Source organism: Streptomyces sp. NPDC048424 (assembly GCF_040651555.1).
Lineage (GTDB): Bacteria > Actinomycetota > Actinomycetes > Streptomycetales > Streptomycetaceae > Streptomyces.
On sequence record NZ_JBEZKE010000029.1, the window covers coordinates 43,491 to 57,467 of the forward strand.

Below are 13,977 nucleotides of genomic sequence, written 5' to 3' on the forward strand. Positions count from 1 at the left end.
GCCGGAGGGGGCCGCGGGGGGCTGCGTAGCGTGACCCGATGCCCAACCTCCGGATCCGCCGGGCCGCCGCCGTAGGCGTCGCCGCTGCCGCCGTGCTGGTGCTCGTACTTCCCTGCGGCCCCGCGGCCGCGGCTCCGCCACCGCCCGCGCCCGGACCGGCGGGCGCGGCGCACCCCGGCTCGCCCGGGGTGATCGGCAGCGGGCCGGGGGACTGCGGACCGGGCGGGGAATGGCCCTGGGACTGCGTGGCCGACTGCGAGAGCGGCGGCCGGTGGGCGGTCAACACCGGCAACGGGTTCTACGGGGGGCTGCAGTTCTGGCAGCCGACCTGGGAGGAGTACGGGGGGCTGGCGTTCGCCCGGCGGGCCGACCTCGCGACCCGCGGACAGCAGATCCGGGTCGCGGAGGACCTCCTCGGCTCGCAGGGGTGGAACGCCTGGCCGGTGTGCTCGAAGCGGTACGGGCTGGCGGGGCGGATGCACGCGGTACGGCCCGGGGACACGCTGGTGTCGATCGCGCGCAAGCACCGGGTGCGGGGCGGATGGCGGGCGCTGTACGAGGCGAACCGGGAGCTGATCGGGGCGCGGCCGGAGGCGATCGCGGTGGGCATGCTGCTGAGGGTCCCCGAGCCGCGGCCGCAGCCGGACCAGCACCCGAAGCCGGACCAGCACCCGAGGCCGGAGCCGGAGCCGAGGCCTGAGCCGGTGGTTCCGGCGGTGCCCGCCGGGCCGGGGCCCTCGTCCCCCGCCGTGCCGGCGCCGCCGCCCGCCGAGGCTCCTGCCGCTCCGTCCCCCCGCCGCTGACGGCCACGGGCACGTGCGCGCGTTGCGGGATGCCGTGCGGGCGCTGACGCTGGAAGCAACGAGCCGAACGGCTCGCTCGGACTCCGGTGGTGAGCCAGATGGTCCAGAGCAGACATCCACGTGCGGCGGCCTGCGCGGTGGCCGCAGTCCTGCTGGCCGTACCGGCCGCGGCGGGACGGTCCGCGGCCGCCGGCCCGGGCGGGCAGGGCGCCCCGGCCCCGCCCGCGGCCGTGGCCCCGGCCGTTCCCGGCAATCCCGGCGTTCCCGCCGCGGACGGCCCGGCGGACCCCGCGGCCGCCAAGGAGCAGATCGAGAAGAACTGGGCCGCCTTCTTCGACCCGGAGACCCCGGTCAAGGAGAAGGCCGACCTGCTGCAACACGGTGAGATGATCGCCATGCTGCTGGGCCTCTTCGGGACCGATCCCGACAGCCCCGATACCGCGGTGGAGATCTCGGACATCACCTTCACCTCGCCCACCGAGGCCAAGGTGACGTACGACCTGCTGGTCAGCGGCGTCCCGGCGCTGGAGGAAAGCAAGGGGGTCGCGGTGCTCGACGACGGGGTCTGGAAGGTGTCATTGAAGAGCCTGTGCGGGCTGATCGACCTCAGCGACCACGACGCCCCGGCGCCGCCCTGCTGACACCCGGCCGCCCGGCCCGCTGACACCCGGCCGCCCGGCCCCCTCCCACCCGGCCACCCCGGCCCGCTCCCGCCCGGCTCCGCGCCGCCGGACTCCGCTGGCAGACTCGGGGGATGCTCGACACCTCCGCACGACTGCTGCGCCTGCTGTCCCTGTTGCAGGCCCACCGCGAATGGACCGGGGCCGATCTCGCGGAGCGCCTCGGGGTCACCGCACGCACGGTCCGCCGCGACGTGGACCGGTTGCGGGAGCTCGGGTACCCGGTGAACGCCAGCCCCGGGACCGGCGGCGGCTACCAACTGGGCGCGGGGGCCGAGCTGCCGCCGCTGCTGCTGGACGACGACGAGGCCGTGGCCGTGGCCGTCGGGCTGCGGACCGCCGCCGGGAACGGGGTCGAGGGCATCGGCGAGGCCTCCGTGCGCGCCCTCGCGAAACTGGAGCAGGTGCTGCCCTCGCGGCTGCGGCGCCGGGTGTCCGCGCTCAACGAGTTCACCGTGCCGATGCTGCGCGGGGCCGAGCGGTCCACGGTGGACGCCTCGGTGCTGACCGAACTGGCCTCCGTCTGCCGGGACGGCGAGCGGCTGCGCTTCGACTACCGCGATCACGAGGGCAACGTCAGCCGCCGCACCGTCGAGCCGCACCGGCTGGTGTGCACCGAGCGGCGCTGGTACCTGGTCGCCTGGGACGTGGGCCGGGAGGCGTGGCGGACCTTCCGCGCCGACCGGATCGAGCCCAGACCGCCGCACGGACCGCGGTTCACCCCGCGCCCGCCGCCCGCCGAGGACCTCGCCGCGTACGTCTCCCAGGGCGTGTCGCAGCGGGTGTACGCGGCCCGGGCGGTGGTGCGGCTGAAGGTTTCGGCGCAGGAGGCGGGACGGATCATCGGGCCGAGCGACGGGGTCCTGGAACCGGTGGACGGGCAGAGCTGTCTGCTGCGCACCGGGGCGGCGAACCTCGACGTTCTGGTGATTCACATCATGCTGCTCGGCTGTGAGTTCGAAGTGGTCGAGCCGCCGGAGCTGACGGATCGGATCAGGGCCGCACGGGATCTCCTGGGGAGGGCCCTGGAGGCCGGAGAAGTGAAGGAAATGTAGCGGACCTGAGGGGGATTCAGCTGGTCTGGTCCATGAGACCGTGGCAATCCCCGACGGGAATTCCGGGCAGCTCGGCGTGAATTCCAAAGTCCTTGCACGCCGGGCGTGTCGCGCTTCGGATAAGAATTTGCGGTTGTAGATATTCTGTGACACAAGCGTGACCCGGGACGGACGAACGTCCGGGCGCGACGCTGACGAACGACGAAGGCGGGCCTGGTCGGTGAGACCGGGCCCGCCTCCGTGTCGCGGGGTGAGGTGGTGCGTACCGCCCCGCGGTGGGTCCGTCAGCCGCCGGCGATCGGACGGGCCGCGGCCCCCCGGGCGGCGGCCCGTTCGGTGTGCGCCGGGCGGCGGCTGCCGACCGGGGTGACCGGGGTCCGCTCGGAGCGGATCAGGTGCGGCCGGCCGGCGGCCGGGTGCGCGGCGGGCCGGGGAGCCGGGGAGTGCGCCGTGCCGGCCGCGGCCGCGGCGGGGACCGGGACCGGCTCCTCGACGGTCTCGTCGACGGGCCGCAGCTGCCACTTGCCGCCCGCGGAGAGCAGCGGAATGAGCGCGGAGACGACGGGCGCGGGCATCCGTCCGGTCTCGGCGCGGCGGCGCAGCAGCTCGCGCAGGTCGAAGACGTAGGCCTCGGTGCGGGCGATGAGCGGCTCGAACCACGGCAGGGCCAGCAGGATCAGCAGCCCCGCGGACCAGCCGAGCAGGACGTCACTGACCCAGTGGGTGCCGAGGTACACGGTGGTGGCGCCGACGCTCAGCGAGACGACCGCGGACACCACGGACAGCACCCGCCGGGTGACCACGGTGGAGGCCAGGTAGGCCAGGATCCCCCAGGTCACGACGGCGTTGGCGGTGTGGCCCGAAGGAAATATATCGCCGCCCGCGAAGAGTTCGGCGGATCCGATCTCCGTGGCGTAGTGCGGGCCGAGCCGGCCGAGGCCGAGCTTGACCGACCCGACGGTGACGTTGAGCAGGAGCAGCGCCACGCCGAGGGTGATCAGCGGCCGGAGCGTGTGCTGGCGCCAGCAGCGCCAGCCGAGCCAGGCGGCGACCATGACGGCGGTGGGTCCGCGCTGGCCGAGCACGACGAGGTAGTCGAGGAAGGCGTGTACCTGCGGCCACTGTTCGTAGGGCCGGAAGAACATGATCTGCCAGTCCAGGCGGACCAGCCACGAAGTGGTCAGTACGGCCACCACGATTGCGAGATAGAAGACGAGGGTCGATCCCAGGAGTACGACGCGGTGCCGGCTCATCTGCGGGGTTTGCAGATGAGCCGGTCGCTCTGGTTCCCGGTCCAGCCGGGCGAACACCCGCTCCAGACGGGTCAGGATTTGGTCGGTACGCACTCAATCGACGTTACCGCGCGCCGCTGCTCGGCCCGGGCGAATCGCGGGCTTTGTGATGACCATGTGATGTGGAGTTGGTCTCACGCGGAGCTTAATTCGCGGTATTTCGGCAGTGGTTGGAAGCCGGGTGATCCACTGCCCCCGCAATTGTTTCAGCCGCTTACCTGAACTTTATTGCCGCAGGTCATTTCTTTTGCTGAAAGATGGATGGGAATGATTCATTCCGTTATGTGGAGGCTCTACGGAGGTCCCGAGCCGTTCAGCCAGAACGCCCCGTAGAGCGCCGAGGCCAGGGCCCCCGCGCCCAGCACCAGGGCCGCCCGCCGGGTCCGCCACCCCGCCAGGGCCAGCGCCGGCGGCAGCAGCAGCGGGAAGGCGGGCAGCAACAGGCGGGGCTTGGAACCGAAGTAGCCGGACGCGCACAGGGCCAGCGCCACGACGATCCCGCAGTACACGAGCAGCGGCGCCGGCTGTCGCTGCCGCACGCACGTCGCGTACAGCCACAGCACCAGCACCACCCCCGCGATCAGCCCCACACCGGCGGGGAACGCGGACGAGGCCAGCTTCGCGCCGACGAACCGGGCGAAGGCCCAGCCGCCGTCGAAGCCGTTGCCCCAGCCGCCCTGCACGTCCAGGTACCCGAGCAGACCGGTCCCGGTGCGCGCGCCGACCCACAGCACGTACGCCGCCGCGCCCGCCGGAGCGAGCACCGCCCCCGCGGCCATCCGCCACGACCGCTCCCCGCGCCGCCATGCCAGGACGGCCGCCACCCACACCGCCGCGACCACCGCCGCGCCGACCGGGCGGGTCAGCCCCGCACCCGCCGCGAGCAGCCCCGCCGTCAGCCACCGGCCGCGCAGGGCCCCGTACAGCGCCCAGGCGGCCAGCGCCGTGAACAGCGACTCGCTGTACGCCATCGACTGCACGATCCCGACGGGCAGCGCGGCCCAGACCCCGACCGCGAACACCCCGGCCCGGCGGCCGTACAGCAGATCGGCCACCGCGAAGATCCCCCAGGCCGCGGCGAACCCCGCGAGCGCCGACACGACCAGGCCGGCGGAACCGTACGACAGTCCGGTCGCCGCCGACACCAGCCGCTCCAGCCACGGCAGCAGCGGGAAGAACGCCAGGTTCGAGTGGACGTCCCCGTTCGGGAGGACCACCTCGTACCCGTACCCCTCCGCGGCGATGCGGGCGTACCAGAGCGAGTCCCAGCGGGCCGACAGCAGCGTGTGCGGGCTGCTGCCGGCCGCCGCGCCCCACACCGCGAGCACGGTCAGCCCCAGCAGCCGGACCGCCGCGAAGACGGCCAGGGCGGGCGCGGCCCGGCGCAATCCAAGATCTTTCACGGGCATGATTATCGGTGGCGCCGGACCTGCCCGGGTCCGAGGACCACGGGCCGTGAGCGGGCGTGTACGCGGGGGAGGGCCGGGGGATGGGCGAGTGGCACACGCCACACCTGGGCCGTCGCCGCGATGAGAGCTTGGCCACGTGTCGGACGGACGAACTCGCGTACGCTGACCGTTCACTCGCGTGTCGATGCCGGACCCCGTTGGACGCCGCACAGCGCACCACCCCCCGTGGCTCCACAAGACGCTGGTCCGCCGAGCGCGAGGGATCACCTGGGAGGTACATGCATGTCGGGGACGAACGCGGCCGGGGCCAGGACCCCTTCCCCCTGGCAGCGGCTCAGCGCGGCCTCCGGCGGAGCCAACCGCTGGGTCGTCCTGGCCGTTCTCTGCGTCAGCCTGGTCCTCGTCGCACTCGACGCGACCATCCTGCACGTCGCCGTCCCCTCCGTCACCGAGGACCTGCGCCCCGGCCCGATCGAACTCCTCTGGATCGTCGACGCCTACCCGCTGGTCTGCGCCTCGCTGCTCATCCTCTTCGGCACACTCGGTGACCGGGTCGGCCGCCGCCGCATCCTGCTCCTCGGCTACGGGCTCTTCGGCGTCGCCTCCGCGATAGCGGCCCTCGCCGACAACGCCCAGGTCCTCATCGCCGCGCGCGCCCTGCTCGGCATCGGCGGCGCGATGATCATGCCCGCCACCCTGTCGATCCTGCGCCAGGTCTTCCCCGACCGGCGCGAGCGGGCCCTGGCCATCGGCATCTGGACCGCCGTCGCCGCCGTCGGCGCCGCGAGCGGGCCGGTGCTCGGCGGCTTCCTCGTCCAGCACTTCTGGTGGGGCTCGGTCTTCCTCATCAACATCCCGCTGATGGCACTGATCCTGCCGCTCGGACGCTGGCTGCTGCCCGAGTCGCGCGGCGCCGCGGACGGGCCGTGGGACGTGCTCGGCGCGCTGATGGCCGCCGCCGGCGTACTCGGCTCGGTGCTCGGCATCAAGCGGCTCGGCGCCGAACGCCACCTCCTCGACGCGCAGGCCGTGGTCCCGCTGCTGCTCGGCGCGGTGCTGCTCGTGCTGTTCGTACGGCGCCAGAAGCGGCGCACGCACCCCCTGATCGACATGCGGATGTTCTCCCGCGCCGCCTTCTCCACCTCGGTGGCCTGCATCGTGCTCGCCATGCTGGCCCTGGTCGGCCTGGAGCTGATCGCCGTCCAGTACCTCCAGCTGGTGCTGGAGCTCAGCCCGCTGGAGACGGGACTGCGGCTGCTGCCGCTGACCTTCGCCGCCATGGCCGCGGGCGCCACGGGCTCGTACACGCTGGGCCGGGTCGGGCCGCGCACGATGGTCTCGCTCGGCTTCCTGCTGACGGCCTTCGCCGTGCTGCTGCTGACGCTGATGGGCCAGCAGGACCGGCCGCTGCTGCTGACCGTCGGCTTCATCCTGCTGGGCTTCGGGCTGCAGACCACGCTGTTCGCCGCGTACGAGTCGATGCTGAGCGAGGCCCCGGCGGCCACCGCGGGCGGCGCGGCCTCGATCGGCGAGACCTCGTACCAGCTGGGCGCGGGCATCGGCATCGCGCTGCTGGGCAGCGTGATGAACGCGGCGTACCGGCCCGGGCTGGTGGGGGTGCCGGGGGTCTCCGCGGTGGATTCGGCGGGCGCGGCGAACTCTCTCGGCCAGGCGTACCAGATCGCCGCGCACCTCGGCGGGCCGGCGGGGGCCTCGCTGTACGCGGCGGCGCGGCAGTCGTTCGTGCACGGGCTGCACGTCACTCTCGTGGTGAGTGCGGGGCTGTTGCTCGCGGGGGCCGTGATGGCGTTGAGGCTGCCGCGGGCCATGGAGTGCGGGGCCGTCGAGGGCGGGGCCGGCGCCGCGCGGGTGCCCGCGCAGGCGAGTGGTGAGCCGTGCGGGGCGCCGGCGTCGGTGGAGCACGCGGGCTGATCGCCGTTGCGGGGGCGCTGCCCCCGACCCCTCCCCCAGAGTCCGTCCGGGGGGACCCCCAGCGCTCAAACGCCGGCGAGGCTGGGATTGCGGGGCTGGACGGGTGGGGATTTCGGTGGCTAGCGTCGGGCGGGCGCAAAAACTTGCGTTGCTAGGTTCTGTATTCAGGCCGCCGGGAGGCCCAGTGTCCGCGTTCCTGCCCCATGATCCGCTCGGGCTCGACGAGCTCCTCGGGCCCGAGGACCTCGCCGTCCGGGACACCGTTCGCAGTTGGGCCGCCGACCGGGTGCTGCCGCACATCGCCCAGTGGTACGAGGACGGCGAGCTGCCCGGGATCCGGGAGCTGGCACGGGAGCTCGGCGCCATCGGGGCGCTCGGGATGTCCCTCCAGGGCTACGGGTGCGCCGGGGCCAGCGCCGTGCAGTACGGCCTCGCCTGCCTGGAGCTGGAGGCCGCCGACTCCGGGATCCGCTCGCTCGTGTCGGTGCAGGGGTCACTCGCCATGTACGCGATCTGGAAGTACGGCTCCGAGGAGCAGAAGCAGCGCTGGCTGCCCGGGATGGCCGCCGGCGAGCTGATCGGCTGCTTCGGGCTGACCGAGCCCGATGTGGGTTCGGACCCGGCCGCGATGCGGACGTACGCCAAGCGCGACGGCACGGACTGGGTGCTGAACGGCCGCAAGATGTGGATCACCAACGGGGCGGTGGCCGCCGTGGCCGTGGTGTGGGCGCAGACCGACGAGGGGATCCGAGGGTTCGCCGTCCCGACGGACACCGCTGGGTTCTCCGCGCCGGAGATCAAGCACAAGTGGTCCCTGCGGGCCAGCGTGACCAGCGAGCTCGTCATGGACGACGTGAGGCTGCCCGCCGACGCGGTGCTGCCGCTCGTCACCGGGCTCAAGGGACCGCTCGGCTGTCTCAGCCACGCGCGGTACGGGATCATCTGGGGGTCCATGGGCGCGGCGCGCGCCAGTTTCGAGTCGGCGCTCGACTACGCGCGGACGCGGGAGCAGTTCGGCAAGCCGATCGGCGGCTTCCAGCTCACCCAGGCCAAACTGGCCGACATGGCCCTCGAACTCCACAAGGGCATCCTGCTCGCCCACCACCTGGGCCGGCGGATGGACGCGGGCACCCTTCGGCCGGAGCAGATCAGCTTCGGCAAGCTCAACAACGTCCGCGAGGCCATCGACATCTGCCGTACCGCGCGGACCATCCTCGGCGCCAACGGGATCTCGCTCGAATACCCCGTCATGCGGCACGCCACGAACCTCGAGTCGGTCCTCACCTACGAGGGCACCGTCGAGATGCACCAGCTGGTGCTGGGCAAGGCGCTCACCGGTCTCGACGCCTTCCGGTGAGGGCCCTGCTCAGCTCTGGTTGAAGAAGTCGCGCGAGCGGCCGCCGGGCTCGCCGCTCACGATCTGGGTGTCGGCCGGGGTCAGCAGGAAGACCCTGGTCGCCACCCGCTCGATCGAACCGCGCAGCCCGAACGTCAGGCCGGCCGCGAAGTCGACCACGCGCTTCGCGTCGCCCGGGTCCATCGACGACAGGTTCACGATCACCGGGACCCCGTCGCGGAACAGCTCTCCGATGCCGCGCGCGTCACGGAAGCCGTCCGGGGTGACCGTCGCGATCCGACGCCCGTGCTCCACGGCCGACTCGGAGGCGACCCTCACCCGCGGGTCGGTGACCCACTGCTCGCCGGGGCCGGCCACCGAACCCTGGGGGGCCTCCGCGTAGTCGTCGTCGTAGTAGCGCTCGTCGTCGCTGTCCTCCACGAGACCCAGCCAGGCACTCGCCTTGCGCACCGAACCCATGGACTGCCTCCTTTCACCGCGGTCAGTCTGTCTTCTCTCCGCTGCCCCTATGCTCGTCCATGATGCTGACAACGCGCCAAGTGGATAGCCGCCGCGCAGAGGTTTCGTGACGGTACTGGTGCAGAACATCCGTTGCACGGTCAAGGATCCTGGTGGCTACCACTGCTGACTGAGTGAAAATACGACCACTGCCGCCGTGCGGGTGAGCGATGGGGACGTTCGAGTGAACGAATCGGCTCGCTACGATGCCCGGCAGGAACGCGTACGACACACGGGGGAAGCAGCTTGTTCGGCATCGTCAGACCTTGCACGCACCGGCTGGGGGAGCGGTTCAAAGCGGAGTGGACGGCCCATCTGTGCGGGCTGTGTCTGGCACTTCGGGGAGACCACGGGCAGTTCGCCCGGATCGTCACCAACTACGACGGTTTGCTCGTCTCCGTTCTGACGGAGGCTCAGTCGGGCCCCGCGCCCGGCGCCCGGCGCACCGCGGGGCCCTGCCCCCTGCGCGGGATGCGCACCGCCTCGGTCGCCAAGGGCGAGGGCGCGCGGCTCGCCGCCGCCGTCTCGCTCGTCCTCGCCTCCGCGAAGGTGCGCGACCACGTGGCGGACCGGGACGGGCTGTTGGCCCGCGCACCCATAGCCGCGGCCGCGCGCATGGTGGCCCGCGGCTGGGACCGGGCCGGCGCCCGCACCGGCGCCTCGCTCGGCTTCGACACGGCGGTGCTCGTCGACGCCGTGGACCGGCAGACGGGCATCGAGACGCTGGCGGGCCCCGGCACGCCCGTGCTCGTGGTGACCGAGCCGACGGAGACCGCGACGGCCGCCGCCTTCGCCCATACCGCGCAGCTCGCCGGACGGCCAGGCAACGCCCCCGCGCTGGCCGAGGCGGGCCGGTACTTCGGCCGGCTCGCGCACCTGCTGGACGCCGTGGAGGACCGGGGCGCCGACGCCGCGGCGGGCGCCTGGAACCCGCTCACCGCCACCGGGACCCCGCTCGCCGAAGCCCGCCGGCTCTGCGACGACGCCCTGCACGGGATCCGGCTCGCGCTCGGCGAGGTGGAGTTCGCGGACGCGGGGCTCGCCCACCGGCTGCTCGTGCACGAGCTGCGCACCTCGGTGGACCGGGCCTTCGGGACCGGCGGTTGCGCCCACACGGCGACCGCCTCCGCCGGGCAGGGCGGCAACCCGTACGCGGGCGGGCCGTACGGCGGCCAGGGCGGGAACCCGCACGGCCAGAACCCGTACGGCGGGACTCCGTACGGCGGGTCTCCGTACGGCGGGGCTCCGTACGGCGGTGGCGCGGGCGGCCCCGGGATGCCGCCCACGGGCCCGGGCGGATTCGGCGGTGCGCCGCCGCCGCAGCGGCCGCGCCGCGGACTGCTCGCCGGCTGCGCGGTCGCCCTCGGGCTGTTCTGCACCTGCCAGATGTGCTGCACCGAGCACGAAGGCCCGTGGTCCCGGGAGAAGCGGGACCCGTGGTGCGACGCCTGTGACTGCTGCGACTGCTGCAACGGTACGAACGGCTCCGGTGGCGGTGGCGACGGTTGCTGCAGCTGTGACTGCTGCGGCTGCGACTGCTGAGGCTCTTTCAGGTTTCACAGGTCCGGACGGCGTACCAGGGGATTCCCGTCCGGACCCGCGTGGAAGGGGTGAGCGGGATGAGCGACGACGCAGACGATCCGCAGGCCGCCTGGCGAACATGGCACGAGCGCAGGGCCGCGGCCGTGTCCGCCCCCTACGGCCCCCTCGCGCTGACGGCCACGCACTGGATCGCCGATTACCCGGAAGGTCGAATTCCGGCCGTTCCGGGGCGCTGGCGCACGACCGACGGCGGTGTGGCACTCACCGCCACCGCCGAGGACGGCCTCCGCCTCGACGGCGAGCCCTTCACGGGTGACGCCGTACTGGCCGCCGACAAGGCCCCGCCCGCGGGATCCCGGCTCTCCGCCGGGGAGGTGCGGATCGTGGTGATCCGCCGCGAAGGGGAGTGGGCGGTACGCGTCTTCGACCCCGCCTCCGAGGCCCGCCGGGCCTTCGCCGGCGTCGTGACCACCCCGTACGACCCCGCTTTCGCGCCGCGCGGGCGGTTCCGGCCGTACACCGAGGACCGGAGCGTCCAGGTGGAGAACGCCGACGGGCGGGCCCGCGGACTCGGCCTCGGCGGGGAACTGACCTTCCCCTTCCAGGGCGTCGAGCACACCCTCCAGGTCGCCGTCGACGAAGACGGCAGCCTCTGGGCCGTCTTCGGCGACACCACCGGCGGGCACTCCAGCTACCGGTTCCGCTTCCTCCGGCCCGGCATACCGGACGCGGGCGGGGCGATCACCGTGGATTTCAACCGGTCCCTGCTGCCCCCCTGCGCCTTCGCGGACCACTTCATCTGTCCGTTTCCGCCGCCCGGGAACACGCTGCCCTTCGAGGTGGCGGCGGGCGAGCGGAGGCTGAAAGCCGCTCTTGCGACCGGTATCTGACGACAGGACACTCCCGACAGCGCTTGTCAGGGGCACGGCCAAAGTTCATGCGCCCGCCGTGCCCCCGGCTGCGCCTCACGGGCTCAGGCACCCCCACATCCGCCGGGCCCCCGACCCTCTCCAGGAGGACGAGAAGTGAGGATCAAGCGCATGACCCGTACCAGGCTGCTCGCGGCGGCCACCGGCCTGGCCGCCGCCGCAGCGTTCGCCGTCCCCACGGCGGCGACCGCGGACCCCCAGGACGGCGGCGGCTTCAGCGCCGACCGGCTCGCGTCGGCCAGCGCATCCGTGCTGCGCGCCAACGTCGGAGGCACCGCCTGGCACACCGACCCCGCCACCGGAACCCTCGTGGTCACCGCCGACTCCACCGTCTCGGCCGCCGCCATCGACAGAATCAAGCGCGAGGCCGGAGCGGACGCGGGGGCGCTGCGCATCGAGCGCACCCCCGGCAAGCTCACCAAGCTGGTCTCCGGCGGCGACGCGATCTACGCCAACAGCTGGCGCTGCTCCCTCGGCTTCAACGTGCGCAGCGGCAGCAACTACTACGCCCTGACCGCCGGGCACTGCACCGACGGCGCGGGCACGTGGTGGACCAACTCCGCCCGCACCACCGTGCTCGGCACCACCACCGGCTCCAGCTTCCCCACCAACGACTACGGCCTCATCAAGTACGCGAGCAATACGCCGGTGCCCCCGGGGACCGTCGGCAGCCAGGACATCACCAGCGCCGTGAACGCCACGGTCAACATGTCCGTGACCCGGCGCGGCTCCACCACCGGCATCCACAGCGGCCGGGTCACCGGCCTCAACGCCACCGTGAACTACGGCGGCGGTGACGTCGTCTACGGCATGATCCGCACCAACGTCTGCGCCGAACCCGGTGACAGCGGCGGCCCGCTCTACTCGGGCACCCGCGCCGTCGGCCTCACCTCCGGAGGCAGCGGCAACTGCTCCTCGGGCGGTACGACCTTCTTCCAGCCCGTGGTCGAGGCCCTCAACGCCTATGGAGTCAGCGTCTACTGACGGTGCCTCACGCGCCCCCGTCGCACCCCTGGACGTCCTCCCGCCTTCTGGGAGGATGTCCAGGCGTGCGTGTCCGCGGGGGAGGCAGGTTTCTGCATGAAACGTATCGGCGTGACCGGGCACCGGTCCATTCCGGATGCGCTGCTCGGCCATGTGGAGAACGGCCTGCGTGCCGTACTGGGCGGCCACGACGGGCCGTTGGAGGCGTTCTCCAGTCTCGCCGAGGGGGCGGACCAGATGTTCGCCGCCATCGCGCTCGAATGCGGCGCGGGACTGACCGTGGTGATCCCCAGCGGGGACTACGAGGACGGCTTCGAGGGCGCCGAGGCCCTGGCCCGCTACCGGTGGCTCAAGCGCCGTGCCACGCAGGAGGTCCGGATGGACTTCGCCCGTTCCACGGACGAGGCCTACTACGCCGCCGGCACCTACATCGCCGACTCATGCGACCGCCTCGTCGCCGTCTGGGACGGGCAGCCCGCCCGCGGGCACGGCGGCACCGGCGAGATCGTCGCCTACGCGCGGGCGCTCGGCAAGCCGGTCACCGTCATCTGGCGCGAGGGCGTGTCCAGGGACTGAGCCACGCCCCCGCCGGGTCTCAACTGCTGTGTCGGGCGAGCCAGTCGGTGTGCTGCGGGGAGACGTACCGCTCGGTCTCGTACACCGACGAAGGCCACTGCGACTCGGTGATGGTCGTCTGCATCACGACCATCATCGCCGCCAGGTCCTGCTCGATCAGGGTGTGCGCCTCGATCAGCGGATGATGGCGGCGCACCTCGTTCCAGGCGATGCCGGCCGCCGCCGCCGCGCTCAGCAGGGCGGTCAGCTTCGGCCCCGGCCCCGACCCGAACGACCCCAGCAGCGCGAACAGCAGGGCCAGGCAGGTCAGCAGCACGATCGTCCACGACCACAGGTTCGTCGCCCGCCGGGACACCTCCGTCCGCCGCCGGTACCAGTTGCGCTGCTCGATCAGCCGGTCCCGGACGTACGTCTCCCGCCGCACCTGGTAGTCCATGCCGCGCAGCCGCTGCATCGCGCCGGTGATCTCCCCGCCCTCCGGTACCGTCCCGGCGGTCCGCGGATCGTCCCAGCCCATCTTCCGCAGCTCGGCCAGACCCGCCTCCAGCCGGGTCCGGTACGTCGCCTCGGGAGCGGCGACCTCGCTGCCGAACGGCGCCCCGTGCACGGCGTAACGCCAGGCCAGGGACTTGATGAACTCCGCCGCGCTGCGGTTGAGCTGCCACTGCGGGCGGGCCCGGCGCCGGGTCGCCCGCATGCCCACGCCGAGCACCCCCGCGCACGCGAGCACGCTCAGCAGCCCGAAGAGGTACAGCGAGCCCAGCTTCGGGCCCGACGGCAGGGCCGCGGCCCCCGCGGCGGCCACGAGCAGCACCAGCTGGGCGCGCGTGGCCTGGGTGGACTCCCGCTGCCGGGAGATCGCCGCCTGGTCGGTGTGGTGGAAGAGGGCCGGCAGGTCCTCGTTTCGGAAAGTCATGCTG

13 protein-coding genes are annotated in these 13,977 nt (G+C 72.9%); 9 read left to right on the plus strand and 4 right to left on the minus strand.

Features of this window, described 5'->3' with window-relative positions; all coding sequences use genetic code 11:
• Positions 1-38: 38 nt before the first annotated feature.
• The 3 genes from AB0D29_RS30590 (at position 39) to AB0D29_RS30600 (ending at position 2,538) form a co-directional block, all read left to right on the plus strand.
• Entirely contained in the window at positions 39-803 is a 765-nt protein-coding gene (locus AB0D29_RS30590; protein WP_362858663.1) for a transglycosylase family protein, read from the plus strand.
• A gap of 98 nt (positions 804-901) precedes the next feature.
• Positions 902-1,444 carry a hypothetical protein gene (locus AB0D29_RS30595; RefSeq protein ID WP_362858726.1) on the plus strand — a complete coding sequence of 181 codons (543 nt, stop codon included), beginning with the start codon at positions 902-904 and terminating at the stop codon, positions 1,442-1,444.
• 113 nt (positions 1,445-1,557) lie between these two features.
• Complete coding sequence (locus AB0D29_RS30600) at positions 1,558-2,538, plus strand: YafY family protein (RefSeq protein ID WP_362858665.1); 981 nt, start codon at positions 1,558-1,560, stop codon at positions 2,536-2,538.
• Positions 2,539-2,822: 284 nt separating this feature from the next.
• On the opposite strand, the gene AB0D29_RS30605 is transcribed toward AB0D29_RS30600, so the two are convergent.
• Together AB0D29_RS30605 and AB0D29_RS30610 are read right to left on the minus strand one after the other, a co-directional pair.
• On the minus strand, positions 2,823-3,884 hold the full coding sequence (locus tag AB0D29_RS30605) for a phosphatase PAP2 family protein (protein ID WP_362858666.1): 1,062 nt from the start codon (positions 3,882-3,884) through the stop codon (positions 2,823-2,825).
• A 239-nt stretch (positions 3,885-4,123) separates the two neighbouring features.
• Positions 4,124-5,233: a glycosyltransferase family 39 protein gene (locus tag AB0D29_RS30610; protein ID WP_362858667.1), complete on the minus strand. Its 1,110-nt coding sequence runs from the start codon at positions 5,231-5,233 to the stop codon at positions 4,124-4,126.
• A gap of 288 nt (positions 5,234-5,521) precedes the next feature.
• On the opposite strand from AB0D29_RS30610, the gene AB0D29_RS30615 reads away from it, so the two are divergent.
• Complete coding sequence (locus AB0D29_RS30615; RefSeq protein WP_362858669.1) at positions 5,522-7,171, plus strand: MFS transporter; 1,650 nt, start codon at positions 5,522-5,524, stop codon at positions 7,169-7,171.
• Positions 7,172-7,355: 184 nt separating this feature from the next.
• On the plus strand, positions 7,356-8,528 hold the full coding sequence (locus AB0D29_RS30620) for an acyl-CoA dehydrogenase family protein (protein WP_362858671.1): 1,173 nt from the start codon (positions 7,356-7,358) through the stop codon (positions 8,526-8,528).
• A 9-nt stretch (positions 8,529-8,537) separates the two neighbouring features.
• Here AB0D29_RS30620 and sepF read toward each other — a convergent pair whose 3' ends face one another.
• Positions 8,538-8,987, minus strand: coding sequence for a cell division protein SepF (sepF, locus tag AB0D29_RS30625; protein ID WP_351294569.1), 450 nt, complete (start codon positions 8,985-8,987; stop codon positions 8,538-8,540).
• A 285-nt stretch (positions 8,988-9,272) separates the two neighbouring features.
• Between sepF and AB0D29_RS30630 the strand changes: the two genes are divergently transcribed.
• The 4 genes from AB0D29_RS30630 (at position 9,273) to AB0D29_RS30645 (ending at position 13,057) form a co-directional block, all read left to right on the plus strand.
• Positions 9,273-10,568, plus strand: a complete 1,296-nt coding sequence (locus AB0D29_RS30630) for a DUF5685 family protein (RefSeq protein WP_362858673.1) — start codon at positions 9,273-9,275, stop codon at positions 10,566-10,568.
• Positions 10,569-10,645: 77 nt separating this feature from the next.
• Entirely contained in the window at positions 10,646-11,458 is an 813-nt protein-coding gene (locus tag AB0D29_RS30635; protein WP_362858674.1) for a DUF1684 domain-containing protein, read from the plus strand.
• A 150-nt stretch (positions 11,459-11,608) separates the two neighbouring features.
• The gene (locus tag AB0D29_RS30640; protein WP_362858675.1) at positions 11,609-12,481 is read left to right on the plus strand and encodes a S1 family peptidase; all 873 of its coding nucleotides are present in this window, start codon (positions 11,609-11,611) and stop codon (positions 12,479-12,481) included.
• Between the two features lie 96 nt (positions 12,482-12,577).
• The gene (locus tag AB0D29_RS30645) at positions 12,578-13,057 is read left to right on the plus strand and encodes a hypothetical protein (protein WP_362858676.1); all 480 of its coding nucleotides are present in this window, start codon (positions 12,578-12,580) and stop codon (positions 13,055-13,057) included.
• A gap of 19 nt (positions 13,058-13,076) precedes the next feature.
• On the opposite strand, the gene AB0D29_RS30650 is transcribed toward AB0D29_RS30645, so the two are convergent.
• The gene (locus AB0D29_RS30650) at positions 13,077-13,973 is read right to left on the minus strand and encodes a DUF4231 domain-containing protein (RefSeq protein WP_362858677.1); all 897 of its coding nucleotides are present in this window, start codon (positions 13,971-13,973) and stop codon (positions 13,077-13,079) included.
• Positions 13,974-13,977 lie beyond the last annotated feature (4 nt).

Bases quoted from the DNA above. Each gene is read 5' to 3' on its own strand.
- AB0D29_RS30650 (WP_362858677.1), bottom strand. From the start codon at position 13,973: ATGACTTTCCGAAACGAGGACCTGCCGGCCCTCTTCCACCACACCGAC.
- AB0D29_RS30595 (WP_362858726.1), top strand. From the start codon at position 902: ATGGTCCAGAGCAGACATCCACGTGCGGCGGCCTGCGCGGTGGCCGCA.
- AB0D29_RS30590 (WP_362858663.1), top strand. From the start codon at position 39: ATGCCCAACCTCCGGATCCGCCGGGCCGCCGCCGTAGGCGTCGCCGCT.
- sepF (WP_351294569.1), bottom strand. From the start codon at position 8,987: ATGGGTTCGGTGCGCAAGGCGAGTGCCTGGCTGGGTCTCGTGGAGGAC.
- AB0D29_RS30640 (WP_362858675.1), top strand. From the start codon at position 11,609: ATGACCCGTACCAGGCTGCTCGCGGCGGCCACCGGCCTGGCCGCCGCC.
- AB0D29_RS30615 (WP_362858669.1), top strand. From the start codon at position 5,522: ATGTCGGGGACGAACGCGGCCGGGGCCAGGACCCCTTCCCCCTGGCAG.
- AB0D29_RS30635 (WP_362858674.1), top strand. From the start codon at position 10,646: ATGAGCGACGACGCAGACGATCCGCAGGCCGCCTGGCGAACATGGCAC.
- AB0D29_RS30645 (WP_362858676.1), top strand. From the start codon at position 12,578: ATGAAACGTATCGGCGTGACCGGGCACCGGTCCATTCCGGATGCGCTG.
- AB0D29_RS30600 (WP_362858665.1), top strand. From the start codon at position 1,558: ATGCTCGACACCTCCGCACGACTGCTGCGCCTGCTGTCCCTGTTGCAG.